The sequence below is a fragment of the Pseudooceanicola sp. NS-SX9 genome (genome assembly GCF_057380705.1).
The window spans coordinates 80,996-106,292 of sequence record NZ_JBXXRN010000003.1 but is presented as its reverse complement, the minus strand read 5'-3'; the positions used below and the strand labels follow the sequence as shown (position 1 = coordinate 106,292).

Here is a 25,297-nt window from a genome sequence, read left to right as displayed (position 1 = left end):
AAGGGAAAAGACCATGCGCTGTGTTGTGATTGGCGGTGGGGTCATCGGTGTGACGCTGGCCCATGCGCTCATGTCCTACGGCCATCAGGTGACCATCGTCGATCGCGACGGCATCGGGATGGGGGCCTCGTTCGGCAATATGGCCTCGATCGCGGTGACCGAGTTCATGCCGGCCTCGCGGCCCTCGGTCTGGCGGCAGATGCCGGGCTGGCTGATGGATCCCGAGGGGCCGGTGCGCATCCGTCCGGCCTACATGCCGCGGCTCGCGGGCTGGATGGGGCGGTTCCTGATGGCCTCGCGTCCTTCGGTGCTGCGCCGGCTGGAGGCGCAGGGGGCGGTGCTGTGCGAACGTGCGCTGGCCGACACCCGGGCGCTGATGCAGCAGGTGGGCTTTGCCGGGGATCTGACGCAGACAGGCTGCCTGTCGCTTTACGCCACCGAGGCCGAATTTGCCGCCGACCGCGACCACCTGGAGATCCTGGAACGCTTCGGCTTTGATCATCAGGTGCTGGATGGCGCGGCGCTGCGGGCCCTGGAACCGGCGCTGACCCCCGGCATCGCCAAGGCGGTGCTGTTCCCCGACAACCGCTCTGTCGCCAGCCCCCACGGCTTTGTCCGCAAGGTCTTCGAGGCCTTCATGGCGGGCGGCGGGCAGCATGTCACCGGCACCGTCGCGGGTTTTGACCGCGCCGAGGCGATCCGTGCCGTGGTCCTTTCGGATGGACGGCAGATCCCCTGCGACCGGCTGGTGATTGCGGCGGGCGCCTTTTCGGCGCAGTTGTCGAAGCGGCTGGGAGAGCCGATGCCGCTGGAAACCGAACGCGGCTACCACACTCAGATCATGCAGCCGGGCATTGGCCTCGGGCATTCGATCATCTGGCCCGCCCGCGCGTTTATGGTGACCCCCACCGCAGGGGGGCTGCGCGTCGGCGGCACGGTCGAGATGGCGGGTCTGGATGCCCCACCCGATTACCGGCGCGCCCGGGTGAGCGTCCGGCGGGCACAGCAGGCCCTGCCTGGGCTGCAACTGCGGGACACCAAAGAATGGATGGGACACCGTCCGGCCTTCCCCGATACCGTGCCCGTCATGTCGGCCTCGGGCAGGGTGCCGGGGGTCTTCTATTCCACGGGGCACGGCCATCTGGGCCTGACCTATGCCGCCACGGCGGCCCGCCTGATGGGAGAGCTGATCACCGGGCGCGCTCCGGCGATCGACATGGCACCCTACAGCATCACACGTTTCTGAAAGGACCTTTCATGGCACAAGACACGTCCGGCCTGAAAAGCTGCCTGATCATCGGCGGCGGCCGCGGCATCGGCGCCGCCACGGCCCGCCAGATGGCTGCCCGCGGCTATCGGCTGACCCTGATGTCACCTTCCGAAAGCTGCGAGACCCTCGCGGCGGAACTGGGCGGCGTGGCGTGGCGCGGCCGGGCCGAGACCGCAGCCGACACCCGGGCGGCCTTTGATCTGGCGATGGATGCCTACGGGCGCATCGACGCGCTGCTGATCCATGTCGGCGGCCCGCCCAAGGGCGATCTGCTGGAGATCCCCGAAGAGGACTGGGACCGCGCCAACGAGATGGTCCTGAAGCCGGTCATCCGCCTGGCCCGGCTGGTCACCCCGGTGATGCAGGCCCAGGGCGGCGGCGCGATCGTGGCAATCACCACCTTTTCGGCCTTCGAACCCTCGCTGCTGTTCCCGACCTCGTCGGTCTACCGGGTCGGGGTGTCGTCCTTCGCCAAGCTCTATTCGGATCGCTACGCGGCCGACAACATCCGTTTCAACTGCGTCCTGCCGGGCTATACCGACAGCCTGGACCTGCCGCAGAAATATGCCGACATGTCCCCGATGAAGCGCCTGGCCCGCGCCGAGGAACAGGGCAAGGCCGCCGCCTTCCTGCTGTCCGACGACAGCAGCTACATCACCGGTCAAAGCCTGCGCGTCGATGGCGGCCTGACCCGGGCGATGTGATCAGATTTCAGGAATTCATCATGCAAGACCAACTTTATATCAACGGCCGCTTCGTTCCCGCCCAAACCGGAGAGATGTTCGACGTGGTCGATCCCTCGTGCCGGGCCGTCGTTCACCGGGTGGCCCGTGGCGGGGCCACGGACATTGACCTGGCGGTGCGCGCGGCGCGGGCGGCCTTCGACACCGGCCCCTGGCCGCGCATGAGCGGCGCCGAACGCGCCGCCATTCTGCACCGGATGGGCGATCTGATCGCCGAACGCACGGAGGCGCTGGCCCGGCTTGAGGTGCTCGACAATGGCAAGCCGCTGCCCGAAGCCCGCTGGGACATCGAGGACACCGCCGGCGTCTTCCACTTCTACGCCGGGCTGGCCGAGGCACTGGACCACGACACCGGCACCGACATTGCCCTGGGGATGGAGGGCTTTACCTCCAAGGCGGTGCGCGAACCGGTGGGGGTGGCGGGCGCCATCATCCCGTGGAACTTCCCGATGCTGATGGCCTCCTGGAAGGTTGCTCCGGCGCTGGCGGCGGGCTGCACCATGGTGCTGAAACCCTCTGAGGTGACGCCGCTGACGGCGCTGGAACTGGGCGACATCGCGACCCGGGCGGGCCTGCCTCCGGGCGTGCTGAACATCGTCACGGGTTTTGGACAGGATGCGGGGGCCGCCCTCAGCGCCCATCCCGGGGTCGACAAGCTGGCCTTCACCGGCTCGGTGCCGACGGGGGCGCGGATCATGGCCACGGCGGCACAGGACATCAAGACCGTCTCGCTGGAACTGGGCGGCAAGTCACCCCTGGTGATCTTTGCCGACACGCCGGTCGAGGAAGCCGTTGAATGGATCATGTTCGGCATCTTCTGGAACCAGGGCGAGGTCTGCTCGGCCACCTCGCGGGTGCTGATCGAGGCGGGCGCCTATGACGCGGTGTTGGCGCGCCTGGCCGAAGAGGCGGGCCGGATCCGCATCGGCCACGGGCTGGAAGACGGGGTTTTGCTGGGGCCGCTGGTCAACGAGGCGCAGCATCGCAAGGTTCTGGCGGCGATCACTCAGGGGGTCTCGGACGGGGCGCGCCTGGTCTGCGGCGGCGGTGTGCCTGCAGGTCTGGAACAGGGCTGCTACGTCGAACCCACGATCCTGGCCGATGTGCCGCTCGACAGCCGCGCCTGGACCGAGGAGATCTTTGGGCCCGTCGTCTGCGTGCGGCCCTTTACCGACGAGGCCGAGGCGATCAGGCTGGCCAATGACACGCGCTTTGGCCTGGCGGCGGCCGTCATGTCGGCGGATCTGGAGCGCGCGAACCGCGTGGCCCGCGCCTTCCGCGCCGGTATCGTCTGGATCAACTGCTCGCAGCCGACCTTCACCGAGGCGCCCTGGGGCGGTTACAAGACATCCGGCATCGGCCGCGAGCTGGGCGTCTGGGGCCTGAACAACTATCTGGAAACCAAGCAGATCACGACGTTCGACCGCGCCCGTCCCTGGGGCTGGTACCTGAAAGGCTGACCCATGCGCTGGACCCGAACCCTGCAAAGCGTCGACGTTCACTGCGCGGGCGAGATCGGCCGCGTGATCACCGGCGGGGTGCTGCCCCTGCCGGGCGCGACCATGGCCGAGCGGCTGCAGCACCTGAACAGCGGTCACGATGCCCTGCGCCGCTTCCTGTGCTCCGAGCCGCGCTCGGGGCCGGCGGGGTCCTTCGTGCTGCTGCAGCCGGCCACCCGCCCCGAGGCGGATGTGGGGATGATCGTTCTGCAGCCCGACCAGGCCCATGCGATGTCAGGATCGAACGCGATGTGCGCGGTGACGGCGCTGCTGGAAACCGGCATGAAGCCGATGCAGGAGCCGGAGACCGACGTGGTGCTGGATACGGCCGCAGGGCTGGTGTGCGCCCGCGCCGAGTGCCGCAATGGCAAGGTGGTGCGGGTGTCTCTGGACATGCCGCCTGCCTTCGTGATGCGCAGCGACGGCGTCGTGACGGCGCCAGACGGCCGGCTGATGCGCTATGACATCTGTTTCGGCGGGGTGTTCTATGCGCTGGTCGACGTGCGCCAGACCGGGCTGACGATCGCGCCACGGAACGCCCGTGCCCTGGCTGCGGCGGGGGTGAGGCTGCGGGACCTGATCGCGGCGCAGGAAACGGCGGTGCATCCCGAGATCCCCGCAATCCAGGGCGTGGCCTATGTGATGTTTTATGACCGGGACCCGGACGGCGCGGTGCGCACCTGCACCACGCTGCCGCCGGGCCGCGCCGACCGCTCGCCCTGCGGGACGGGTTCGAATGCGACGATGGCGCGGCGCTTCGCCCTGCACGAGGTGGCGCCGGGCGACGTCGTGACCTCGCGCTCGATCATCGGAGGAGAGTTCGCCTCGGAATTCCTCGGCACGACCAGGGTCGGGGAGCTGACCGCGACGCGCGCCCGGATCTCGGGGCAGTGCTGGATCTACGCAATGACGCAAATCGGTCTGGACCCGGGCGATCCCTTCCCCGAGGGCTTTACCCTGTCGGACACCTGGGGAGACACCGCATGAGCCTGCAGGATCAGACGGTGCTGCTGACCGGCGCGACCGGTGCCATCGGTGCCGCCATTGCAGGCGCGCTGGCGGCGCAGGGGGGCCGCGTCGTGCTGCATTACGGCCGCAACGAGGCCGCGGCGCAGGCGCTGGCCGGGCGCATCGGTGGCGGATCCTTTGCCATTCAGGGCGACCTGTCGCGACCCGAGGGGCCGCAGGATCTGTGGGACCGGGCATTGGCGCGGGCCGGGGGGATCTCGGCGCTGGTCAACAATGCCGGTATCCGCAGCCAGGTCTCGGTCGATGCGCCGCTGGAGGACTGGCAACGCTACTGGGCGCGAGAGATGCAGGTGAACTTTACCGCCGCTGTCGATCTGACCCGCGCGGCCATCGGCCATTTCCGCGGCCGGGGTGGCGGGCGGATCGTCAACATGGCCAGCCGGGCGGGCCAGCGCGGCTATGCGGCCGATGCCATGGCCTACGGGGCCTCGAAGGCGGCGCTGATCAACCTGACGAAATCCGTGGCGCAAAGCTTCGGCTCCGAGGGGATCGTGTCGGTGGCCATTGCCCCCGGCTGGGTGCGCACCGAGATGGCCGAAGCCTTCATCGCCGAACATGGTGCGGCGGCGGCGCTGGCGGGGATCCCCATCGGCGCCATGGCCGAGCCGCAGGAAGTGGGCGAACTGGTGGCCTTTGCGCTGTCGCCGGGGCAGCGTTCGCTGAACGGGGCGGTGCTGGATGTCAACGGTGGAAGTTACCTCAGATAGGAATGCAGGGCATGCAGAAGCGATTTGAAGACCGGGGCGTGATCGTCACCGGTGGCGCAGGCGGCATTGGCGCGGCGATCTGCCGGCGTTTTGCGGCCGAGGGGGCGGTGGTGCATATCGTCGACATGAACGATGCGGCGGGCCAGGCACTGGCGGCAGACTTGCGCTCCGGGGGCGCGCTGGCGGAAAGCCATGCGGTGGACCTGACCGACGGCGCTGCGATTGCGGCCTTCGTGCAGGGGCTGGTGGCGCGTGGCCGGCGCATCGACGTGCTGTGCAACAACGCCGGGCTGATGCGGCGCGGTCCGCTGATGGAGCTGTCAGCCGAGGATTGGCTGCTGTCGTTCCGGGTCAATGTCGATGCGCTTTTCCACATGTGCCAGGCGGTGGTTCCGGTGATGCAGGGGCAGGGCGGTGGCGCCATCGTCAACACCGCCTCGCAATGGGGGCTGCACCCGGCGCCGGGCCATATCGCCTACAACACGACCAAGGCGGCCGTGGTGGCCTTTACCCAGAACCTGGCGCGCGATTATGCCCCCGACCGGATCCGCGTCAATGCCGTGGCCCCGGGCGAGGTTCGCACGCCGATGCTGGAAAGCAACCTGGCGCGCAGCGGGCGCAGCCTGGCGGATCTGAACGCATTGGTGCCCTATGGCCGCATCGGCGAGCCGGAGGAGATCGCGGCGCTGGTGGCCTTCCTCGCCTCGCAGGAAGCGGCATATCTGTGCGGTTCGGTGGTCGAGATCACCGGGGCCCAGGCCGTGGCCTGACGGGGTCCGGCCAGAGTGGAACTCCTGCGGGCGGTCGATTATACCGGCAGCAGGCCCAGCAAGGACAGGAGCGGCATGACCGACATGGCAGAGGTGGAGCGCCCCGCAAAAGGACGCGGCGCGAAATTCGTCTACGAGACGCTGAAACGGGAAATCCTGTCGCTGGAGCTGCCGCCGGGTGCGCCTCTGGACGAGACCGCGCTGTCGAACCGTTTCGCGATGTCGCGCTCGCCGATCCGCGAGGCCATCGTGCGGCTGTCGTCCGAGCATCTGGTGGTGATGTTGTCGAACCGCTCGACGCTGGTGGCGCCGATCGACCTTGAGGGGTTTCCCCGCTATGTCGAGGCGCTTGATTACCTGCAGCGGATCAACACCCGCCTGGCGGCCAGGAACCGCTCCGAGGCGGATCTGGATCGCATGGAAAAGCTGGCCCATGCCTTCGACGCAGCCTGCCGGGCGCTTGACTACCTCGAGATGTCGGCGCTGAACCGTGATTTTCACCTGGCGATCGCCCGCAGCGGTGGCAATCCCTATCTGGCCGAGGCCTATGGCCAGTTGCTGGACCAGGGCCGCCGCATCCTGCACATGCATTTCGACTTTTTGCAGACCTCGAACAGGGATCGGCTCTTGTCGGCGGACCATCATGACATGATCGCGGCGATCCGGTCCCGCGATGTCGAGCAGGCGGACCTTCTGGCCCATGCCCATACCCGGCAGTTCCATGATCGCTTCATGGCCTTCCTTTCGGCCCGCTACGACGAGGATTTCGATTTCGACATCAAGCCCATCGGCGGCGCCCCGGTCTGACCCTGCCCGCGCCGTCCCGCAAGGCGCGCGCCGGATGCGGCCTTTCGCGGGGCGCGGTGCATCGGTGGTACCCCGGTCTGACCCTGCCCGTGCCGTCCCGCAAGGGGCGCGCCGGATGCGGCCTTTCGCGGGACGCGGCGCATCGGTGGTACCCCGGTCCGCACCCGCCCTTGCCGTCGCGCAAGGGGCACACCGGGCACCGCCGCCGGCAAGGTCACGGCCCGCCGGGCGCCGCATGGTGAACCGGCGAGGGCAGGCGCGACCTGTATTTCCTTGTGCGACAGCTTTGGTGGGGCCGGTTCAATGCGATCCTGTCGCTGGATCCGACCGGCCAGCAGGTGGCGCGGGCCGGTGGCGATCCGTCCAGGGGGGCTTTGCGATCCGGGGCCCGGACAGGCGTCCGGGGTCTGCCTGGCGCGAAGGGACGGTCTGGCCAGCCCATGCAGCCGGGCATGGCCTTCTTGCAGCCTCGGGCCCGAGGGCGCCGGAACCGTCCCGGTTCGCCCCCGGACCTGCGCTTGCGCCCTTTGGCGGCCATGGGATCGCGGCCACGGTGCTGCGCATGGGATGTTCCAGGCCTTTCGCGCCGGTTCCGCCCCCCGTCCGCGCGTTTCGGTGGTGCCCATCCGGCCCGGCGGATCCGTGCGGGGGCTGTCGCATGCGGGTGTGCCTTTGCGTCCCGGGCGATCCTTGCGGTGGGTGGCCTGCCGCGTTGCGGGGACGCGCGCCCCTTGGTGGCGCCGGGGGCCATCTGCCCCGGGGCTCAGACCTGCACGGCGCTCAGGTCCGGGGTGTCGGCAATGTCTTTCAGCAGGAAATCGACAAAGCCCGCGACATGGGGATTGTCACGGGCCCCGGGGTTGATCTTGAGGAAATACGACCGCTGAGAGCCCAGCGGGTGGTCCAGAATCCGCACCAGCCGCCCGGCCTGCAGATCGGTCTGGACATGATGGCGCCAGCCCAGGGTGATCCCCTCGCCATCCAGCGCCGCCTGCAGCAGCGTGACGTAGCTGTTGGTCACGAAATGCGGCCGCGGCGGCGTCAGGCCCGGGGCATGGCGGCGGAACCAGTCGGCCCAGGTCAGCGGATACCAGTCGATCGCCTGAGAGCTCCAGTGCAGGCGGTGCAGTTCCAGGATCGGGACGCGGGCCAGATCGGCCGGGGTTTCGAAGGGGCCGTGACGCTCCAGGAAGGCGGGGGTGCAGACCGGGTCGACCACCTCGGGAAACATGTGCACCACCTGGTGACCGATTTCCGAGCGCTCGTTGCCGCACAGGACCGCCAGGTCGACCTCGCCAAAGTCGTGCAGGCCAAAGTTCTCGTCCGAGGCCAGCAGGGTAAAGCGCACTTCGGGGGCCTTTTGGGCAAAGCGGTTGACCAGCGGCTTGATGTAATGGGCGATGCCCGCATAGGTGCCCGCGATGGTGATGCTGTCGCGTTCGGCCCGCTGGCCGATGTGGCGCACCGCATCCGACAGCCGGTCCAGGCCCTGGGTCACCGCCTCGTGCAGGGTGCGGCCCTCGGCGGTCAGTTCCAGCGCATTGTGCTTGCGCAGGAACAGCCGGCAATCGAGCGCCTTTTCCAGCGCCCGGATCTGCTGGCTGATGGCGGCCTGGGTGACGTTCAGCTCGGCTCCGGCCAGGGTGAACGACAGGTGCTTGGCGGCGACCTCGAAGGTGGCCAGCGCCCCGAGCGGCGGCAGATGCTTGCGCTGCGAGGCGGTGGTGGGAGAGGTCTTGGCCATGGGAACCATCCAGATCAGAGCGATAGGTCATAATCTGTGACTGATGCCCCTTTGGCAAGATGGCCGGGAATGCCTGCTGCTTCAGGTGTCTGGGCAGAGCGCGGCCGCCCGGTGCAAAAGCCCGGGCTGATGGGCGCCGGTCATTCGTCGCGGGCCTTCCATTCCTTCCAGCGCAGCAGCAGATCCGCCCCCAGCCGGGCCAGCGGCGCCGGTGGCAGCCGGGGCGGGGCGGGCTGGGCGGAAAAGAAACGGGTGATGTCGCTGCTGTGGCCAAGCACCGTCTCGGCGGCGGCGATGCCGGTCAGCGTGCCGCGCGCGGTGCCCAGCCCGTTCTGCACGCAGGCGGCATAAAGATCCGCGTCGATCCGGCCGGTGACCGAAACCGAATTCCGGGTCAGGCACAGGTGGCCGGACCAGGCATGGGCCATGGGCATGCCCTTCAGGGCGGGAAAGCGGGTGTCGAATTTTTCGCGCATCATCGCCGTGGCGCGAGCCATGTGGGCGGGGGTGGTGGTCATCCCGGGCAGCAGCTTGGTCATGGTGCGGGTGATGATCCGGTTGCCGCCCTGCGCGCCCGAGATCCGCCGCATCGTCGTGCCCAGCGGGTCCGACGGGGTGACGCCCCAGCAGGGGGCTCCGCCCAGCCGGGCCATGTCATCGGGCGACAGTTCCCGGGTCATGGTGGCAAAGAGGAAGATCTGCATCAGCCGCCCGGCGGCGAAGCCGAAGCTTTCCAGATGGCCATTGGTGGCCAGGATCACCGCGCCGGCATCGACCTGGCCCTGCGGGCATCTTAGGCTCCAACCCTGGGCCAGCCGGATCAGCGCCGTCACCGGCGTGCCCTCGAAGATCTGCAGCCGCGGTGCCAGCCCGCGCGCCAGGCCCCGGATGTAGCCCGCGGGCTGCAGCATCACGGTGCCGGGGGTGAACAGCCCCGAGCGGTAGTGCCGAGAGCCCGTCAGCGCATGCATCTCCTGTGCATCCAGCATCTGGTGCGCCTCGCCCAGCCCGTCCAGATGGGTGGCGTAGCTGCGGTTGGCGGCCTCGGCATGGGCGCTGACGGCGCCGTTGACCTTGCCGTCGCGGCGGAAATAGCCCTCGGGGATGGCATAGTCCTGCACCGCTTCGGCGGCAAAGGCGATGGCGTGGCGGTTCAGCGCGATCAGCTGGCGGTCGGTTTCACCGGCGGCGCCCGCATAGTCATGCGAGGTCAGCTCGTGCGGGAGGTCGATCATGAAGCCCGAGTTGCGCCCGGCCGACCCTTGGGCGATCTGGCCCGCCTCCAGCAGCGCGATGCGCAGCTGCGGGTCCAGTTCCAGCAGGCGACGGGCTGCCGAAAGCCCGGCAAAGCCGCCGCCGACGATGCAGATATCGGCGACGATCCGGCGATCAAGCGCCGGCTGTGCCACGCGGGGCGGCAGGATCGCATCCCAGGCGGCTGGGCCAGACAGGCGGGGAAGCCTGCGGGCGCGGTAGGTTGTGGGCATGGGGACCTCGGAAGGGAGACAGGGCCCGCCAGGGCGGCGGGCCCGGGGAAGATCAGTCGATCCGGTCCTGATCGGTATCGGTCAGGTCAACCCAGATGGTCTTGAGCTGGGTGTACTGATCATGGGCGTGGATGCCGTTGTCACGGCCGCCGAAACCCGATTGCCGGTAGCCGCCGAAGGGGGTCGAGATATCGCCCTCGCCGAAGCTGTTGACGGTGACGGTGCCGGCGCGGATCATCCGGGCGCCGCGGATCGCGCGCCGGGCATTGGCGGTGAAGATCGAGGCCGCCAGCCCGTAATCGGTGTCATTGGCCGTGCGGATCGCCTCTTCGAAGCTGCCGACCTCGATCAGGGTCAGGATCGGGCCAAAGATCTCCTCGCGGGCCAGCGGATGGTCATTGCCGGGCACCTCGACCAGGGTCGGGGCGACATGGGTGCCGGTCGTGGTGCCGCCGAACAGCACCTGGCCCGCGCCCAGCCGGTCCAGATAGCCCGCCACCTTGTCGTAATGCGCCTTGGAAACCAGCGCGCCGATCCGCACCGAAGGGTCCAGCGGGTCGCCCAGGTTCCATTCCCGGGCATGGGCGGTGATCTTCTCGATCAGCCGCGCCTTGATGCCGGACTGCACGATCAGCCGCGACGCGGCCGAGCAGTTCTCGCCCATGTTCCAGAAGGCGCCGTTGACGACATGGGCGGCGACCGCGTCCAGGTTCTCGGCATCATCCAGCACGATGCAGGGGTTCTTGCCGCCCATCTCCAGCACGACTTCCTTCAGGTTGCTGTCGGCGGAATAATGCAGAAAGCGGCGCCCGGTGACGGTCGAGCCGGTGAAGGATACGGCATCGACATCGGGATGGCGGCCCAGCGGTTCGCCGACCTCGGTGCCGGAACCGGTGACCACGTTCAGCACCCCCGCCGGCAGGCCTGCCTCGATCGCCAGCTCGGCCAGCTTCAGCGCCGTCAGAGAGGTCTCGGCGGCGGGCTTGACCACCACCGAGCAGCCGGCGGCCAGCGCCGGGCCGATCTTCCAGGCCAGCATCAGCAGCGGAAAGTTCCAGGGCAGCACCAGGCCCACGACGCCCACCGGTTCGCGCAGGATCATCGCGACATGGCTGTCGCTGGCCGGGGCGACCTGGTCGTAGATCTTGTCGATCAGCTCGGCGTGCCAGCGCAGGCAATGGATGGTCTCGGGAATGTCGACGGTGACGCAATCATAGATCGGCTTGCCGGAATCGACGGATTCCAGCACCGCGAACTCATTGGCGTGCCGTTCCAGCAGCCGGGCCAGCTGCAGCAGCACCTGCTTGCGTTCCCCCGGCGCCAGACGCGACCAGCGGCCATCCTCGAAGGCATCGCGGGCGCGCGACACGGCCAGGTCGACATCCTCGGGGCCACAGGCCGCCACCTGGCCCAGCACGGCGCCGGTGGCGGGGTTGACGGTGTCAAAGGTCGCGCCCGAGGCGGCGGGCCGGAAATGGCCGTCGATGAAGGCATTGCCGGGCATCTCGAGCGCGCGGGCCAGCGCGGCATATTCGCCCTGGGTCAGAAGGTCGGTCATGGCTCAGTTTCCTGCCTTGATGTCTGCGATGGTGGTCTTCAGCACGCGGATGACCTGATCGAGCTGGCGTGACTCGTCGATGTTGAGGCTGCGCAGCGGCGGGCGCATCGGCCCGGTGGGCACGACCTGGGCGGTGGTTACGTATTTCACCGCCGGGACGAACTTGCCGCCCTGTTCCAGCACCCGCATCAGCGGCATCATCGCCGACATGATCCGCCGGCCGGTGGCGAAATCGCCCTTCTGCACGCAGGTCTGATACAGGAAGACATGTTCCTCGGGCAGGAAGTTCGAGCCCGCGCAGATCCAGCTGCGCGCGCCCCAGGCGAAGAATTCCAGCGCCTGGTCATCCATGCCGCAGGACAGCTGGATATGCGGATAGTCCCGTGCCAGCAGATGCAGCCGGTTGATGTCGCCCGAGCTTTCCTTGATGCCGATGATATTGCGCGAGCGGCCAACCCGGTCGAGGAATTCCGCCCCCATGCTGACGCCCATGCGGTCGGGGTAGTTGTAAAGGATGATCGGCAGGTCGGCGGCGCGGTCGATGGCGAGGGCGTTCAGTGCGTTCTCGTGCTCGGTCGGCATGGAATAGGGCGGCGTGCCCAGCAGCAGCGCATCGGCGCCGATGTCGCGGGCGCCGGCGGCCAGTGCCAGGCTGTCGGGGGTGCGCATGGCGCCGGTGCCGACGATGACGGGCAGGCGGCCGTCGACCTGCTGGACGGTGAAACGTGCCAGGGCCAGGCGTTCCTCGACCGTCTGGGCATAGTTCTCGCCGGTCGAGCCGCCGCTGATCAGCCCGTGGACGCCGCAGGCAATCAGGTGCTCGATCAGGACGGCCAGGCTGTCGTAATCCAGCGCGCCATCGTCTTTCAGCGGTGTGACCAGAGGCGTGTAGATGCCTTCCAGCGTCATTCGGAATGTCATCGTGGTGTTTCCCAGCGGGTTCGGGTGCAAATCGGTGTCCCCGGACCCGGGTCCGGGGGCGAGGTCGGGCGGGCCCCGTCAGGCGGGCCGAAGTGGACGGGAAAACTGTGGCACCGCCGCCGCTGCGCCGGCAAACGAGGATTTCAAGGAAATTGGCATAATGAAAAACTTATGATACTTGCGTGTTCAATCCCAAAGGCACCTCTGGGCCGGAAAGGGCATCTTTCGGCTGGACATGGCAGGAATGTCCACTTCATCCCTCAGAATTGGCACTTTTGTACATGATGGCGGGATGATTTGGCCGTAACACCATCTGTTATGGACTGTCCTGCGGCGCCTTTTCGACGTGGATGCAGGGATCTGACAAAATAAAAACCTTATTCAAAAAGGTGGATCCCAGGGCCGGGCGCAGCCGTTCGGCGTGGACCGGTGGCGCCGGGCGGACCAGCGATATCAACAGGGAGACCTTCGCATGAAGAAACTGTTCCGCACGCTTTGCGCCATGGCGCTGGCCCTGGGCACTGCCGCGCCCGTTCTGGCGCAGGACACCAAGACGATCGAGATGGGCACCATGTCCTGGGAGGACCTGACGCCGATCACGCTGATCACCAAGAAGGTGCTCGAGGACGAGGGCTTTACCGTCCACGTGACCGCGTTCTCGGATTGGGGCATCGCCTATGCGGCGCTGGCGCGCGGCGACGTGCAGCTGATGGCCAGCCAGGTCAACTATGCCGCGCAGGATTACTGGGACCGCTACAAAAGCCGCCTCGAGAAGGTCTCGTCGGTGTCGCACGGGCTGTACCAGGCGATTGCCGTGCCCAGCTACGTGACCATCAACTCGATGGAAGAGCTGAATGCCAATGCCGACAAGTTCGGCGGCAAGATCATCGGGATCGAGCCCGGATCGGGCCTGATGAGCGATGCCGAAAAGGCCGTTGACGCCTATGGGCTGAAGCTGAAGCTGGTCGAGGGCTCGACCGCGGCGATGGCGGCAGCGCTGAAATCGGCGGTCGAGCGCAAGGAATGGATCGCGGTGGCCATGTGGGAGCCCTCCTGGATGGCTCAGGCCTTTGATACCAAGTGGCTGGCCGATCCGAAGGGCATCTTCCCGCCGCCGCAGACCTATTACTGGATTGCCAAGGCGGGCTTCTCGGCGGCCAATCCGAAGGCCCGCGAGGCCATCGCCTCGGTCTATCTGCCATTGGCGGACATCAACGCGCTGAACGGCGCCGTCGCCCAGGGCCAGACCATGGAACAGGCGGTCGGGGACTGGGCCAAGGCCCATGCCGATCTGATCACCCGCTGGGAAAACACCAAGGACTGACCGTCCCAGGGCGCCGCCCCCGGTTCCCCCGGGTGGCGGCGTTTCAGCTTTTTGTCCACAGGTGAGGCAAGCGATATGACAGAACAGATCCGCCCTTCCGACGTCCTGATCGAGTGCCGCTCGCTTTGGAAGGTGTTCGGCAAGCGCGAGCAGGCGGCGATCCGCGCGGTGCGCGAACAGGGCGCCACCAAGGCCCAGGTCCTGGCCGAGCACAACTGCGTGCTGGGCGTGCTGGACGCCAACCTGACGGTGATGCGCGGAGAGATCTTCTGCATCATGGGGCTGTCGGGCTCGGGCAAGTCGACGCTGATCCGGATGCTGAACCGGCTGATCGACCCCAGCCTGGGCACCGTGAAGATCAAGGGCGAGGATATCTCGGGGCTGGATCCGCGCCGCCTGCGCGAGGTCCGCGCGCGCCATATCGGCATGGTGTTCCAGTCGGTGGCGCTGCTGCCGCACCGCACCGTGCTGGAAAACACCGCCTTCGGACTGGAGGTCCAGGGCGTGCCCCGTGCGAAGCGGCTGCAGGCGGCGCGCGCCGCGCTGGCCAAGGTGGGGCTGTCGGAATGGGAGGGCCGCTTTCCCGGCCAGCTCTCGGGGGGGATGCAGCAGCGGGTCGGGCTGGCGCGGGCGCTGACCTCGGACCCCGAGATCATCCTGATGGACGAACCCTTCTCGGCGCTGGATCCGCTGATCCGCCGCCAGCTGCAGGATGAATTCCGCGCCCTGACCAAAGAGCTGGGAAAATCGGCGGTGTTCATCACCCATGACCTGGACGAGGCGATCCGCATCGGCGACCGTATCGCGATCATGAAGGATGGCGCGATCATCCAGACCGGCACCGCCGAAGAGATCATCCTGAACCCCGCCGATGGCTATGTGGCCGATTTCGTGGCCGGGATCTCGAAGCTGCACCTGATCCGGGCGCGGTCGATCATGACCCCGCCCGAGGCCTATCCGGGCGATCCCGCGCAGCTGCCGCAGACCGCCCCCGAAGACGATATCGACACGCTGATCGGACGCGCCACCGCCAGCGCCGAGGGGGCGCTGGCCGTCGTCGAAAATGGCCGGATCCTGGGCGTGATCACGCTGCGCGACATCCTGCGGGGCGTCCGCGATGTTCCGGCGGAGGCCGCCCATGGCTGAGGCGGGCTTTGTCGGGGCCTTCGACCGGACCGTCGATGATGCGCTGTTCTGGCTGTCGGATCATGCCGCCTGGCTGTTCGACGGTCTGCGGACGGCTTTGGATGGCGTTTATGCGGCGATCTTCTGGGGGCTGACTGCGCCACCCTTCTGGGTCATCGCGCTGCTGGCCGGGGGGCTGGGCTGGCGCCTGGTCAGCCGCCGGGGCGGCGGGCTGATCGTGCTGGGACTGGGGCTGTGCCAGGGCATGGGCCTTTGGACCGAGACGATGCAGACGCTGGCGCTGGTGGTCTCGGCCACGGCGGCGGCGGTGCTGGTGTCGTTGCCGCTGGGGGTGCTGGCGGGCTATCTGGGCCGCTTGCAGCAGCTGTTCGAGCCGGTGCTGGACCTGGTGCAGACGATGCCGCCCTACATCTACCTGCTGCCCGCCATCGCGCTGTTGGGCTATGGCCAGGCGACGGCCCTGGCGGCGACGATCATCGTCGCAGTGCCGCCGATGATCCGGCTGGTGGCGCTTGGCATCCGCACCACGCCGCCGGCCTATCTGGAACTGGGCCATGCCAGCGGCATCGGGCCGGTGCAGATGTTCCTGAAGATCCGGCTGCCCTTCGCGCTGGCCTCGATGATGGTGGGGCTGAACCAGGGGCTGATGATGGCCTTCGGCATGGTGGTGATCGCTGGCATCGTCGGATCGGGCGGGCTGGGGCAGACCATCTACGAGGCGATCCGGACCCTCGACATCACCACTTCGGTCAATGCCGCCCTGGCCATCGTCATCCTGACGATGACCCTTGACCGGATCACCCAGGGCCTTGCCCGGAAAGGGACGCAGGAATGACGGGACAGTTCCAGATTTCGCCGGGGGCCTGGGTGACGCCGGGCATCGACTGGCTGAACGACCACTGGCACGGCCTGTTCGCGCTGATCTCGACCGGGATCGAGACCGGTCTGAACGGGATCCAGGCGGCGCTGGTGCTGCCGCCCGCCCCGGTGCTGCTGGCCGTGGCGGGGGCGCTGGTGCTGTTCAGCCTGGGCTGGCGGCTGGCGCTGCTGGTGCTGGGCTGCCTGGGCTTTGCCTGGGGCATGGGCCTGTGGCAGCAGACGTTGCAGACCATCACGCTGGTCGGGGTGTCGGTGGCGGTTTCGGTGCTGGTGGCCTTCCCGCTGGGGGTGCTGGCGGCGCGCCGGCCGCGCCTGGAGGCGGCGCTGCGGCCTGTCCTCGATATCATGCAGACGGTGCCGCCCTGGGTCTATCTGATCCCGGCGGTGATGCTGTTCTCGCTCGGGCAGGTGCCGGCGCTGCTGGCCACGATCATCTATGGCATTCCGCCGATGCTGCGGCTGACGACGCTGGCCTTCCGCCAGGTTCCCGCCGATCTGAAGGAGCTGGGGGCGGCGATCGGTGCCAGGCCGCGCACCATCCTGTGGCGGATCGAGATCCCCGCCGCCACCCCGACGCTGCTGGTCGGGCTGAACCAGTGCATCCTGCTGTCGCTGGCGATGGTGGTGCTGGCGGGGCTGGTGGGGGCGGGGGGCCTTGGCGCCGAGGTGACGCGGGGCCTGACGCGGATGGAAATGGGCCTGGGCCTGCGGGCGGGCCTGGCCATCGTGGCGGTGGCGCTGCTGCTGGACCGGCTGTCCCGCAAGGCGCTGGCGCCGCGCCTTCGCGAAACCGGGTAAGGACCCTGCCATGAGAAAGACTGTCTTCTGCATCGACAGCCATGCCTGCGGCAACCCGGTCCGGGTGGTCGCGGGCGGGGCCCCGCTGCTGCCGCATCTGCCCGCAGCCGAGCGCCGCGCCCTGTTTGAACGCGATCACGATGCCCTGCGCCGCGCCCTGATGTTCGAGCCGCGCGGCCATGATGCCATGTCGGGGGCGCTGTTCTACCCGCCGCACCGCGCCGATTGCGACGTGGCCGTCGTCTTCATCGAGGTCAGCGGCTGCCTGCCGATGTGTGGCGCAGGCACCATCGGCCTGGCGACGGTGCTGATCGAGGAGGGGCTGGTGGTGCCGCGCATCCCCGGCCGGCTGGCCATCGAGGCTCCGGCCGGGCGTGTCGATGTCACCTACGAACTGCAGGGCGACCGGGTCAGCGCGGTGCGGCTGCACAATGTCGCCAGCTACCTGCACGCCCGTGACGTGGCGGTCGAACTGCCGGGGCTGGGGGCGCTCAGCGTCGACATCGCCTTTGGCGGCAATTTCTATGCCGTGGTCGAACCCCAGCCGGGCTGGCCCGGCCTGGACATGCCGATGCGCGAGGTCGTGCGCCTCAGCCAGGCGCTGCGGCGGGCGCTGGCGGATGTGATCGATCCGGTGCACCCGGAGGATCCGCGGATCCGCGGGGTGCATCACGTGATCTGGTGCGACGGTGCGCCAAAGGGGGCAGCGGATGGCCGGGGCGCGGTGTTCTATGGCGACCAGGCGATTGACCGCTCGCCGGGGGGGACGGGCACATCGGCCCGGATGGCGCAGCTTTTCGGGCGGGGCCGTCTGGCGCCGGGCGACAGCTATCGCAACGAAAGCCCCATCGGCACCGTCTTCGAGGGCCGCATCGAGGGGCTGGAGCAGGTCGGCCCCTATGCCGCGATCCGCCCCAGCCTGGGGGCCTGGGCGCGCATCACCGGTCACAACACGATCTTCATCTCGGATGACGACCCGCTGAAAGAGGGCTTTTTGCTGCAATGACCGCAGGCCCTGCGGCGCATGAAGACCCGCGGCACCGAAGGCGCCGCGGGTCCGTCTTTGTCCCCTTGGGGTTCAGCATTCCGGCAGGTTGACCGCGATGCCCCCCGTCGAGGTTTCCTTGTACTTCAAATCCATGTCCTGCCCGGTCTGCAGCATCACCCGGATGCAATTGTCGAGCGGCATGACATGCTGACCATCGCCGCGCAGCGCCAGCGAGGCCGCCGAAACCGCCTTGATCGCGCCCAGGGCGTTGCGCTCGATGCAGGGGACCTGCACCAGGCCCGCAGCGGGATCGCAGGTCAGCCCCAGGTGATGTTCCAGGGCGATCTCGGCGGCGTTCTCGACCTGGGCATTGCTGCCGCCCAGAGCCGCGCAGAGCCCGGCGGCGGCCATCGCGGCGGCCGATCCGACCTCGCCCTGGCAGCCGACCTCGGCGCCCGAGATCGAGGCATTGTGCTTGATCAGCCCGCCGATCGCGCCGGCGACCAGCAGCAGGTCGCGGGCGCCCTGGGACGTGGCCCCCAGGCAATGGTCCCGGTAATAGCGCAACACCGCAGGCAAAACCCCCGCCGCGCCATTGGTGGGCGAGGTGACGACCCGGCCACCGGCGGCGTTTTCCTCGTTCACCGCCATGGCATAGACGCTCATCCAGTCATTGGCCTGGTGCGGCTGCGCCTGGTTCAGGCCGCGTTCGTGCAGCAGCGCCTGATGGATCGCCCGCGCCCGGCGGCGCACCTGCAGCCCGCCCGGCAGGATGCCGTCGCGCGCCAGGCCCCGGTCTATGCAATCGTCCATCGCCTGCAAGATGGCATCCAGCCGCGCATCCAGCCCCGCGCCATGCAGCCTGGCCTCGTTCAGGCGCTTCATCCGGGCGATGCTGTAGCCTGTGCGCGCGCCCATCGCCAGCATCTGGGCTGCCGTGGCGAAGGGAAAGGGGACGGTGGAACCGTCCTGGGCCTCGGAGGGGGCTGCGGTCCGGGCCGCAAGCTCGGCCGCGGTCAGAACAAAGCCGCCGCCCACCGAATAGTAGGTCTCGCGGTGCCACAGATGGCCGGCGGCGTCATGAGCGGTGAACACCAGCCCGTTGGCATGGCCGGGCAGCGCCGGGCCCCAGTCGAAGACCAGGTCGTGGTCCGGGGCAAAGCGCAGGGGCCCCAGCCCCTTGGGGTGCACCAGCCCGTCGCGCCGGACCTGTGCCTCCAGCGCCTCGGCCTGATCTGGATCCAGCGTGTCGGGCCTTAGCCCGCACAGGCCCAGGATCACCGCCCGATCGGTCGCATGGCCCTTGCCGGTGAACGCCAGAGAGCCATGCAGCCGCACCCGCAGGCGATGCAGATCCCCGGCGCCGGGGATCTTTTCCACACCGCCGCGCAGATCCTGCAGGAAACGCGCGGCCGCCAGCATCGGACCCATCGTGTGCGATGACGAGGGCCCGATGCCGATCTTGAAGATCTCGAAAACCGACAGGAACATCAGGCGCCGTAGATCGGGAAGGCGTCGCAGAGGGCGCGGACCTCTGCGCGGACCCGGGCCTCGACCTCGGGGTTGCCCTCGGGGGTGTCGGCCAGCGCGTCGATGACCCGCAGGATCAGGTGGCCGATGCGTTCGAATTCGGCCTCGGCAAAGCCGCGGGTGGTCCCGGCCGATGTCCCAAGGCGCACACCCGAGGTGATGAAGGGCTTTTGCGGATCGTTCGGGATGGCGTTCTTGTTGCAGGTCAGCCCGGCGCGTTCCAGCGCCTGTTCGGCGGCCTTGCCGGTCACGCCCCTGGGCTGCAGATCGACCAGCACCATGTGGCAGTCGGTGCCGCCCGAGACGATACCCAGACCGCCCAGCATCAGCACGTCGGCCAGCGCGCGGGCATTGCTGACGACCTGTTCGGCATAGCGGGCGAAGGCGGGATCCTGGGCCTCGCCGAAGGCCACGGCCTTGGCGGCGATCACATGCATCAGCGGCCCGCCCTGGTTGCCGGGAAACACGGCCGAGTTCAGCTTTTTCGCCAGCGCCTCGTCATTGGTCAGGATGATGCCGCCCCGCGGGCCACGCAGGGTCTTGTGGGTGGTCGAAGTGACCACATGGGCATGCGGCACCGGGTTCGGATATTGCCCGCCGGCGATCAGCCCGGCGTAATGGGCCATGTCGACCATCAGATAGGCGCCGACCTCGTCCGCAATGGCGCGGAAGGCGGCAAAGTCGATGACGCGCGGATAGGCCGAGGCGCCGGCGACGATCAGTTTGGGCCTGGTCTTCACTGCCAGGGCACGGACCTGCTCCATGTCGATCCGCTGGGTTTCGGCGTCGACCTCGTAGGAGACGACATCGAACCATTTGCCCGACATGGTGACAGGCGAGCCATGGGTCAGGTGTCCGCCATGGGCCAGCGACATGCCCATGATCCGGTCCCCCGGCTGCAGCAGGGCCAGGAACACCGCCTGGTTGGCCTGGGCCCCCGAATGCGGCTGCACATTGGCAAAACCCGCGCCGAACAGCTGCTTCAGCCGGTCGATGGCCACCTGTTCGACGGTATCGACATGGGCGCAGCCACCATAGTAGCGCTTGCCGGGATAGCCTTCGGCATATTTGTTCGTCAGCACCGAACCCTGCGCCGCCAGCACGTCGGCCGAGACGATGTTTTCAGAGGCGATCAGTTCGATCTGGCCTTGCTGGCGCGCCAGCTCCTCGGCCATCGCGGCGGCGATCACGGGGTCCGAGATGTCGGATTTGGGACGTCGTTCGAACATGGGAAATCCTTCTCAGGTCAGGTCAATTCTGGGGGCGGGGCGGTGATAAAAGACTGTCGCCCAGCTGTAGCCAGAGTGCGCTGGTGCGGCATGGATGTTCCTGCCCCGGGTCTTGCAGATTTCGGACAGGGGCCCGGCGGGATGAAGATTTTTGAGCGCCTTTGGATAATGTTTTAATTATACATTGGGTGCGGCAGCCATCTGGCGTCGGATCCGCGATGCGCCGCGCCCGGGGTGGGGCGCCTCTTTGCCTGCGCCAAGGCGGTCTTTAGGATGAAAGGGGCGCAATAAGAATATCTTCTTGCCATAGCGGTAGCAGTGGCATCATGTGCATTGCCAGAATTCACGCCCTGTGGGGGCAAGGTTTGGCGGCCGGCGGGACGGGTTCCGGCCCGGATAAAGGACAGGAGTTGCGCGCAAATGGATAACCTTATGCTTTTGTCTGATAGGCTCTGCCCTGGGGGATATTCGGGACCTGACCGGCGTCCACAGGTCCGGCATGGCTAGCCCGGCACCGGCACCGCGCCGTCGCCTGCGCGTGGCGTTCCTGCTGGCCGACAACTTCACGCTTTCGGCCTTTGCGAATTTCGTCGATGTGCTGCGGCTGGCCGCCGACGAGGCCGACAAGTCCCGCCCCATCCTGTGCGACTGGGCGGTGCTGTCGGACAGCATGGACCATGTCCGTGCATCCTGCGGGGTCAAGATCCAGCCCGACCGGCGGCTGCGCGATGCCGGCCAGTACGACTATCTGGTGGTGGTCGGCGGCGTGATGAGCCAGCGTGCCTCGCTCAGCGGGGCCTGCCTGGCCTATCTGCGTGACATGGCCCGCAAGGTGCCGATCATAGGCCTGTGCACCGGGGTGTTCATCCTGCAGCAGGAAGGGCTGCTGGCCGGCTACCGCTGCTGCGTCAGCTGGTTCCATCACCAGGATTTCCTGGACCGGTTCGACAGCGAGGTGCCGATCGCCGACCAGATCTTTGTGATCGACCGCGACCGGCTGACCTGTTCGGGCGGCCATGGTGCGGCGCATCTGGCGGCCTTCCTGGTCAATCGCCACATCGGCCATTCCGCTGCGGTCAAAAGCCTGAACATCCTGATGATCGACGATGCCTTCGGCGCCGAGCGGCCACAGCCCGGCCAGTCGCTGCCCCGCAAGCCCCGGGATGCGCTGGTCAAGCGCGCTGTCCTCAGGATGCAGCAGAATATCGAGATGCCGCAATCCATCGAGGACCTGGCTCGTGATCTGGGCGTGTCGCGGCGCACCCTGGCACGCAGGTTCCTGGCCGATCTCGGGCAGCGTCCCCTGAAGGTCTATACCGACATCCGCCTGGAACGCGCCCTGGTGCGGTTGCGATCCAGCGACAAGTCGATCCACGAAATCGCCGTGTGGTGCGGCTTTTGCGATGCGCCGCATCTGTCGCGGGTCATGAAGGCCGAACGCGGCATGACCCCGGCCGAATACCGAAGGACCCAGCCCGGCCCGGCGCAGGCGCCTGCCCCCGAGCCCTCCGCACCGCTGGCCTGAGGATGGGCAGGGGCCATTGCATCCCGCTCCTGCGGCTTCATCCCCGGCGGCGCCTGCCAATGGCCTCTGCGTCGCCGCGTGGCAGGGCGCGGGCAGTCCACCGGCCCGGGAGGGGCCCGCACAGCCAGACCCGCCGGTGGTCTGAAGGGGCCTTGGGGCTTTGGCGAACGCAGCCCCCCCCCCTGGCGACCGCCCGCAGGGGCGCTGCCGAGTTGACCTTTGCCGGGGCCGCTGCGACAAGGGGCGGCCGGTGTCCTTCGGGACCGAACAGGGAATCCGCCCCGAGGCTTTCGGGAAACGGAACTGCCCCCGCAACTGTAGGCGAAGAGCCCGTCCAAGACGCCACTGGGACCTCCCGGGAAGGCAGGGCGGGCCGTGAGGCGCCAGTCAGGAGACCTGCCGGCACAAAGGTAACGTGTCCGGACGGGGTGTTCCGGCAGCGGGGCTGGCCGTTCGACGACGGCGGCAACGTCGCAGGCATCCCGCTCTGGCCCATCTGACGGGATGAACAGATGAAACAGCTTCTTGCCGCGGGGATCCTCCTGGCGGCTTCGGCCCTGCCGCTGGCGGCGCAGACGGCCTATCCGCTCAGCCTGCGCAACTGCGGGCGCGATGTCACCTTCGATGCGCCGCCCCGGGGCGTCGTCACCATCGGCCAGTCGGCGACCGAGATCCTCTATGCCCTGGGGCTGGCGCAACATGTGCGCGGCACCTCGGTCTGGTTCAATCCGGTGCTGCCGCAATTCGCGGCCGAGAATGCCAGGATCCCGCGGCTGGCCGACAACGATCCCAGCTTTGAAAGCGTGGTGGCCCGGCGGCCCGATCTGGTGGCGGCGCAGTACGAATGGCATGTCGGGCCCAACGGCAGTGTCGGCACCCGGCAGATGTTTGCGGATCTGGGGATTGCCACCTACATCCTGCCCGCCGATTGCGACACCAAGGACAATTCCGCCGGCGGTGACGGCCGTCGCACCGGCGCCTTCGCCCCGGAACAGGTCTACAAGGGCATCCACGAGCTGGCCGAGATCTTTGACGTCACCCCCGCCGGCGATCGCCTGGTGGCGCAGCTGCAGGCGACCGAGGCCGCCGCCGTGGCCCGCGCGGCGGCGCTGCATCTGCCGCAGGGCTTGTCGGCGGTGTTCTGGTTCTCGTCTCCGGCGCTGCAGCAGGATCCCTATGTGGCGGGCCGTCTGGGGGCGCCGGGCTACATGATGCGCCAGCTTGGCCTGCGCAATGTCGTGCAGTCGGACGAGGAATGGCCGACCGTCGGCTGGGAGACCATCGCCCGCGCCGATCCCGACATCATCGTCATCGCCTCGATGGACCGTCGCCGCTACCCGGCCGACGACGTGGCCGCCAAGCTGAAGTTCCTGCACGAAGATCCGGTCACCCGGCAGATGCGCGCCGTGCGGGCCGGTCATATCGTCGAGATGGACGCCCATGCCATGAGCGCGACAATGCGCACGATCTACGGGCTGGATGCGCTGTCGACGGCGCTGGCGCAGATGTCCTTCGAATGAGGGGCGCGGCCCTGTTGCTGCCCTGGTTGCTGGGGGGCCTGCTGCTGGGTGCCTCGGTGCTGGCGGGCGCCGCCATCGGAGAGACGCCGCTGCCGCTGGCCACGGTCTGGCAGACGCTGGCCAATCACCTGTGGGATGCAGGTCATGCGGTTGACCGGATCGATGCGGGCATCGTCTGGAACTACCGCCTGCCGCGGGCGATCCTGGCGGCCGCCTGCGGCGCGGGCCTTGCGGTGACGGGGGTGGTGCTGCAGGCGCTGCTGCGCAATCCGCTGGCCGATCCCTATCTGATGGGTCTTTCGGCCGGGGCCTCGACCGGGGCGGTGCTGGTCACCGTGGCGGGCCTGGGGGCGGGGGCGGTGTCGCTGTCGGCGGGGGCGCTGGCGGGTGCGATGGCGGCCTTTGCCTGCGTGGTGGCGCTGTCCCATGCGGTACAGGGCGGCAGCGGCGGAGGGCGGGCCGCGGCGGCGATCATCCTGGCGGGGATCGCGGGCAGCCAGATGTTCAACGCGCTGACGGCCTTCGTCATCGCGCGTTCGGCCAGTGCCGAGCAGGCCCGCGGCATCCTGTTCTGGCTGATGGGCAGCCTGTCGGGCGTCAGATGGGCGGATGTGCCGGGGGCGGTGGCGGTTTCGGGGCTGGGCACGGCGCTGTGCCTGTGGCACCGGCGCGGCTTGGATGCCTTCACCTTCGGCACCGACAGCGCCGCCGCCCTGGGCATCGAGGTCCGCAAGCTGCGCGGCGGGCTGATCTGCGCGACCGCCCTGATGGTGGGCGTGCTGGTGTCGAAAGTCGGCGCGATCGGCTTTGTCGGGCTGGTGGTGCCCCATGCGATGCGCCTGGTTGTGGGGGCGCGCCACCAGCGGCTGGTGCCGGCCTCGGCGCTGGCGGGGGCGGTGTTCCTGGGGCTGGCGGATGTGATTGCGCGGATCATCGTGCCGGGCCAGGTGCTGCCGATCGGCGTGGTCACCGCGCTGGTGGGGGCGCCGGCCTTCGCGCTGCTGCTGGTCCGGGGGGCACGGCGATGACGCCGGGGCTAAGCTGCCGGGACGTCTCGGCCAGGGTGCACCGGGCCTGGCTGCTGCACGAGGTCTCGTTGGCGGTGGCGCCCGGCGAATGCCTGGGGCTGATCGGGCCGAATGGCGCGGGGAAATCGACGCTGCTGCGCTGCCTGGCCGGTCTGCTAAGGCCGCGCACAGGTGGCGTGTGGCTGGGCGATCAACGGCTGGACCGGATGGCGGCCCGGGCCCGGGCGCAGCGCATCGCCCTGGTCGAGCAGCAGACCGACACCACCGACCGGCTGAGCGTGCGCGACGCGGTGGGGCTGGGCCGCACGCCGTTCCTGACGGCGTTGCGCGGCTGGGGCGCCGAGGACGATGCCCGGGTCGATGCCGCCTTGGAGGCGGTCGAGATGACGCCCCTGGCCGCGCGCCTGTGGCACAGCCTGTCGGGTGGCGAGCGTCAGCGCGTGCAGATCGCCCGGGCGCTGGCCCAGACCCCCGAGGTGCTGCTGCTGGACGAGCCGACGAACCATCTCGATATCCGCCACCAGCTGTCGCTGATGGCGCTGATCCGGGGGCTGCCGATCACCCGGGTGATTGCCTTGCACGATCTGAACCAGGCGCTTGGCTGCGACCGGCTGGCGCTGTTGGCGGGCGGGCGCCTGCAGGCCATCGGAACGCCCCGGGAAGTGCTGAGCGAAGACGCGCTGCGGCAGCATTTCGGCGTCAGCGCCCGGACCGTCACCGATCCCGACGGCCGGCCCGCGCTGCATTTCTCGCATGCCCTGTGACCGGTTGCCCAGAGATCCTGGCCTTGGGCGC

22 protein-coding genes and 1 riboswitch are annotated in these 25,297 nt (G+C 68.4%); of the genes, 16 read left to right on the top strand and 6 right to left on the bottom strand.

Annotated elements, in window-relative coordinates:
• Positions 1-13: 13 nt before the first annotated feature.
• The 7 genes from AC2ITM_RS19045 (at position 14) to AC2ITM_RS19015 (ending at position 6,825) form a co-directional block, all read left to right on the top strand.
• A complete protein-coding gene (locus AC2ITM_RS19045; RefSeq protein ID WP_486470001.1) occupies positions 14-1,246 on the top strand; it encodes an NAD(P)/FAD-dependent oxidoreductase in 1,233 nt (410 codons plus the stop codon).
• 11 nt (positions 1,247-1,257) lie between these two features.
• Complete coding sequence (locus AC2ITM_RS19040) at positions 1,258-1,974, top strand: SDR family oxidoreductase (RefSeq protein ID WP_486470000.1); 717 nt, start codon at positions 1,258-1,260, stop codon at positions 1,972-1,974.
• Between the two features lie 20 nt (positions 1,975-1,994).
• Entirely contained in the window at positions 1,995-3,473 is a 1,479-nt protein-coding gene (locus AC2ITM_RS19035) for an aldehyde dehydrogenase family protein (protein WP_486469999.1), read from the top strand.
• A gap of 3 nt (positions 3,474-3,476) precedes the next feature.
• Positions 3,477-4,499, top strand: coding sequence for a proline racemase family protein (locus AC2ITM_RS19030; RefSeq protein ID WP_486469998.1), 1,023 nt, complete (start codon positions 3,477-3,479; stop codon positions 4,497-4,499).
• Complete coding sequence (locus AC2ITM_RS19025) at positions 4,496-5,248, top strand: SDR family NAD(P)-dependent oxidoreductase (RefSeq protein WP_486469997.1); 753 nt, start codon at positions 4,496-4,498, stop codon at positions 5,246-5,248. The genes AC2ITM_RS19030 and AC2ITM_RS19025 overlap by 4 nt, the downstream gene beginning before the upstream one ends.
• Before the next feature lie 11 nt (positions 5,249-5,259).
• On the top strand, positions 5,260-6,018 hold the full coding sequence (locus AC2ITM_RS19020; RefSeq protein WP_486469996.1) for an SDR family NAD(P)-dependent oxidoreductase: 759 nt from the start codon (positions 5,260-5,262) through the stop codon (positions 6,016-6,018).
• 75 nt (positions 6,019-6,093) lie between these two features.
• On the top strand, positions 6,094-6,825 hold the full coding sequence (locus AC2ITM_RS19015; RefSeq protein ID WP_486469995.1) for a GntR family transcriptional regulator: 732 nt from the start codon (positions 6,094-6,096) through the stop codon (positions 6,823-6,825).
• Positions 6,826-7,588: 763 nt separating this feature from the next.
• On the opposite strand, the gene AC2ITM_RS19010 is transcribed toward AC2ITM_RS19015, so the two are convergent.
• From AC2ITM_RS19010 to AC2ITM_RS18995, 4 genes are all read right to left on the bottom strand, one after another.
• Entirely contained in the window at positions 7,589-8,569 is a 981-nt protein-coding gene (locus tag AC2ITM_RS19010) for a LysR substrate-binding domain-containing protein (RefSeq protein WP_486469994.1), read from the bottom strand.
• Between the two features lie 140 nt (positions 8,570-8,709).
• Positions 8,710-10,056, bottom strand: coding sequence for an NAD(P)/FAD-dependent oxidoreductase (locus AC2ITM_RS19005; protein ID WP_486469993.1), 1,347 nt, complete (start codon positions 10,054-10,056; stop codon positions 8,710-8,712).
• 52 nt (positions 10,057-10,108) lie between these two features.
• Positions 10,109-11,614, bottom strand: a complete 1,506-nt coding sequence (locus AC2ITM_RS19000; RefSeq protein ID WP_486469992.1) for an aldehyde dehydrogenase — start codon at positions 11,612-11,614, stop codon at positions 10,109-10,111.
• Positions 11,615-11,617: 3 nt separating this feature from the next.
• Positions 11,618-12,535: a dihydrodipicolinate synthase family protein gene (locus tag AC2ITM_RS18995; protein ID WP_486469991.1), complete on the bottom strand. Its 918-nt coding sequence runs from the start codon at positions 12,533-12,535 to the stop codon at positions 11,618-11,620.
• A gap of 472 nt (positions 12,536-13,007) precedes the next feature.
• Here AC2ITM_RS18995 and AC2ITM_RS18990 point away from each other — a divergent pair, with 472 nt between their 5' ends.
• The 5 genes from AC2ITM_RS18990 (at position 13,008) to AC2ITM_RS18970 (ending at position 17,688) form a co-directional block, all read left to right on the top strand.
• Complete coding sequence (locus AC2ITM_RS18990) at positions 13,008-13,859, top strand: glycine betaine ABC transporter substrate-binding protein (protein ID WP_486469990.1); 852 nt, start codon at positions 13,008-13,010, stop codon at positions 13,857-13,859.
• Positions 13,860-13,934: 75 nt separating this feature from the next.
• Positions 13,935-15,005 (top strand): quaternary amine ABC transporter ATP-binding protein, encoded by a 1,071-nt coding sequence (locus tag AC2ITM_RS18985; protein ID WP_486469989.1) that lies wholly within the window; start codon positions 13,935-13,937, stop codon positions 15,003-15,005.
• Positions 14,998-15,840, top strand: a complete 843-nt coding sequence (locus AC2ITM_RS18980; protein ID WP_486469988.1) for an ABC transporter permease — start codon at positions 14,998-15,000, stop codon at positions 15,838-15,840. Before AC2ITM_RS18985 ends, AC2ITM_RS18980 begins: the two co-directional genes overlap by 8 nt.
• Positions 15,837-16,682, top strand: a complete 846-nt coding sequence (locus AC2ITM_RS18975; RefSeq protein WP_486469987.1) for an ABC transporter permease — start codon at positions 15,837-15,839, stop codon at positions 16,680-16,682. The genes AC2ITM_RS18980 and AC2ITM_RS18975 overlap by 4 nt, the downstream gene beginning before the upstream one ends.
• A gap of 10 nt (positions 16,683-16,692) precedes the next feature.
• On the top strand, positions 16,693-17,688 hold the full coding sequence (locus AC2ITM_RS18970) for a 4-hydroxyproline epimerase (protein ID WP_486469986.1): 996 nt from the start codon (positions 16,693-16,695) through the stop codon (positions 17,686-17,688).
• Between the two features lie 72 nt (positions 17,689-17,760).
• Here AC2ITM_RS18970 and AC2ITM_RS18965 read toward each other — a convergent pair whose 3' ends face one another.
• Both AC2ITM_RS18965 and glyA read right to left on the bottom strand, forming a co-directional pair.
• Entirely contained in the window at positions 17,761-19,161 is a 1,401-nt protein-coding gene (locus AC2ITM_RS18965) for an L-serine ammonia-lyase (protein ID WP_486469985.1), read from the bottom strand.
• Positions 19,161-20,429 carry a serine hydroxymethyltransferase gene (gene glyA / locus AC2ITM_RS18960; RefSeq protein WP_486469984.1) on the bottom strand — a complete coding sequence of 423 codons (1,269 nt, stop codon included), beginning with the start codon at positions 20,427-20,429 and terminating at the stop codon, positions 19,161-19,163. Before glyA ends, AC2ITM_RS18965 begins: the two co-directional genes overlap by 1 nt.
• 499 nt (positions 20,430-20,928) lie before the next feature.
• On the opposite strand from glyA, the gene AC2ITM_RS18955 reads away from it, so the two are divergent.
• The 4 genes from AC2ITM_RS18955 to AC2ITM_RS18940 all read left to right on the top strand — a co-directional run bounded on the left by AC2ITM_RS18955 (position 20,929) and on the right by AC2ITM_RS18940 (position 25,266).
• Positions 20,929-21,954 carry a GlxA family transcriptional regulator gene (locus AC2ITM_RS18955; RefSeq protein ID WP_486469983.1) on the top strand — a complete coding sequence of 342 codons (1,026 nt, stop codon included), beginning with the start codon at positions 20,929-20,931 and terminating at the stop codon, positions 21,952-21,954.
• A gap of 231 nt (positions 21,955-22,185) precedes the next feature.
• Positions 22,186-22,372, top strand: a riboswitch (cobalamin riboswitch).
• Between the two features lie 94 nt (positions 22,373-22,466).
• Positions 22,467-23,474 carry an ABC transporter substrate-binding protein gene (locus AC2ITM_RS18950; protein WP_486469982.1) on the top strand — a complete coding sequence of 336 codons (1,008 nt, stop codon included), beginning with the start codon at positions 22,467-22,469 and terminating at the stop codon, positions 23,472-23,474.
• Positions 23,471-24,502, top strand: coding sequence for a FecCD family ABC transporter permease (locus AC2ITM_RS18945; RefSeq protein ID WP_486469981.1), 1,032 nt, complete (start codon positions 23,471-23,473; stop codon positions 24,500-24,502). Before AC2ITM_RS18950 ends, AC2ITM_RS18945 begins: the two co-directional genes overlap by 4 nt.
• Positions 24,499-25,266, top strand: coding sequence for an ABC transporter ATP-binding protein (locus tag AC2ITM_RS18940; protein WP_486469980.1), 768 nt, complete (start codon positions 24,499-24,501; stop codon positions 25,264-25,266). Before AC2ITM_RS18945 ends, AC2ITM_RS18940 begins: the two co-directional genes overlap by 4 nt.
• The last annotated feature ends 31 nt before the right edge of the window (positions 25,267-25,297 follow it).

What these genes read in the sequence shown, in the direction of transcription:
- AC2ITM_RS19045 (WP_486470001.1), top strand. Translation starts at nt 14, where the DNA reads ATGCGCTGTGTTGTGATTGGCGGTGGGGTCATCGGTGTGACGCTGGCC.
- AC2ITM_RS19040 (WP_486470000.1), top strand. Translation starts at nt 1,258, where the DNA reads ATGGCACAAGACACGTCCGGCCTGAAAAGCTGCCTGATCATCGGCGGC.
- AC2ITM_RS19035 (WP_486469999.1), top strand. Translation starts at nt 1,995, where the DNA reads ATGCAAGACCAACTTTATATCAACGGCCGCTTCGTTCCCGCCCAAACC.
- AC2ITM_RS19030 (WP_486469998.1), top strand. Translation starts at nt 3,477, where the DNA reads ATGCGCTGGACCCGAACCCTGCAAAGCGTCGACGTTCACTGCGCGGGC.
- AC2ITM_RS19025 (WP_486469997.1), top strand. Translation starts at nt 4,496, where the DNA reads ATGAGCCTGCAGGATCAGACGGTGCTGCTGACCGGCGCGACCGGTGCC.
- AC2ITM_RS19020 (WP_486469996.1), top strand. Translation starts at nt 5,260, where the DNA reads ATGCAGAAGCGATTTGAAGACCGGGGCGTGATCGTCACCGGTGGCGCA.
- AC2ITM_RS19015 (WP_486469995.1), top strand. Translation starts at nt 6,094, where the DNA reads ATGACCGACATGGCAGAGGTGGAGCGCCCCGCAAAAGGACGCGGCGCG.
- AC2ITM_RS19010 (WP_486469994.1), bottom strand. Translation starts at nt 8,569, where the DNA reads ATGGCCAAGACCTCTCCCACCACCGCCTCGCAGCGCAAGCATCTGCCG.
- AC2ITM_RS19005 (WP_486469993.1), bottom strand. Translation starts at nt 10,056, where the DNA reads ATGCCCACAACCTACCGCGCCCGCAGGCTTCCCCGCCTGTCTGGCCCA.
- AC2ITM_RS19000 (WP_486469992.1), bottom strand. Translation starts at nt 11,614, where the DNA reads ATGACCGACCTTCTGACCCAGGGCGAATATGCCGCGCTGGCCCGCGCG.
- AC2ITM_RS18995 (WP_486469991.1), bottom strand. Translation starts at nt 12,535, where the DNA reads ATGACATTCCGAATGACGCTGGAAGGCATCTACACGCCTCTGGTCACA.
- AC2ITM_RS18990 (WP_486469990.1), top strand. Translation starts at nt 13,008, where the DNA reads ATGAAGAAACTGTTCCGCACGCTTTGCGCCATGGCGCTGGCCCTGGGC.
- AC2ITM_RS18985 (WP_486469989.1), top strand. Translation starts at nt 13,935, where the DNA reads ATGACAGAACAGATCCGCCCTTCCGACGTCCTGATCGAGTGCCGCTCG.
- AC2ITM_RS18980 (WP_486469988.1), top strand. Translation starts at nt 14,998, where the DNA reads ATGGCTGAGGCGGGCTTTGTCGGGGCCTTCGACCGGACCGTCGATGAT.
- AC2ITM_RS18975 (WP_486469987.1), top strand. Translation starts at nt 15,837, where the DNA reads ATGACGGGACAGTTCCAGATTTCGCCGGGGGCCTGGGTGACGCCGGGC.
- AC2ITM_RS18970 (WP_486469986.1), top strand. Translation starts at nt 16,693, where the DNA reads ATGAGAAAGACTGTCTTCTGCATCGACAGCCATGCCTGCGGCAACCCG.
- AC2ITM_RS18965 (WP_486469985.1), bottom strand. Translation starts at nt 19,161, where the DNA reads ATGTTCCTGTCGGTTTTCGAGATCTTCAAGATCGGCATCGGGCCCTCG.
- glyA (WP_486469984.1), bottom strand. Translation starts at nt 20,429, where the DNA reads ATGTTCGAACGACGTCCCAAATCCGACATCTCGGACCCCGTGATCGCC.
- AC2ITM_RS18955 (WP_486469983.1), top strand. Translation starts at nt 20,929, where the DNA reads ATGGCTAGCCCGGCACCGGCACCGCGCCGTCGCCTGCGCGTGGCGTTC.
- AC2ITM_RS18950 (WP_486469982.1), top strand. Translation starts at nt 22,467, where the DNA reads ATGAAACAGCTTCTTGCCGCGGGGATCCTCCTGGCGGCTTCGGCCCTG.
- AC2ITM_RS18945 (WP_486469981.1), top strand. Translation starts at nt 23,471, where the DNA reads ATGAGGGGCGCGGCCCTGTTGCTGCCCTGGTTGCTGGGGGGCCTGCTG.
- AC2ITM_RS18940 (WP_486469980.1), top strand. Translation starts at nt 24,499, where the DNA reads ATGACGCCGGGGCTAAGCTGCCGGGACGTCTCGGCCAGGGTGCACCGG.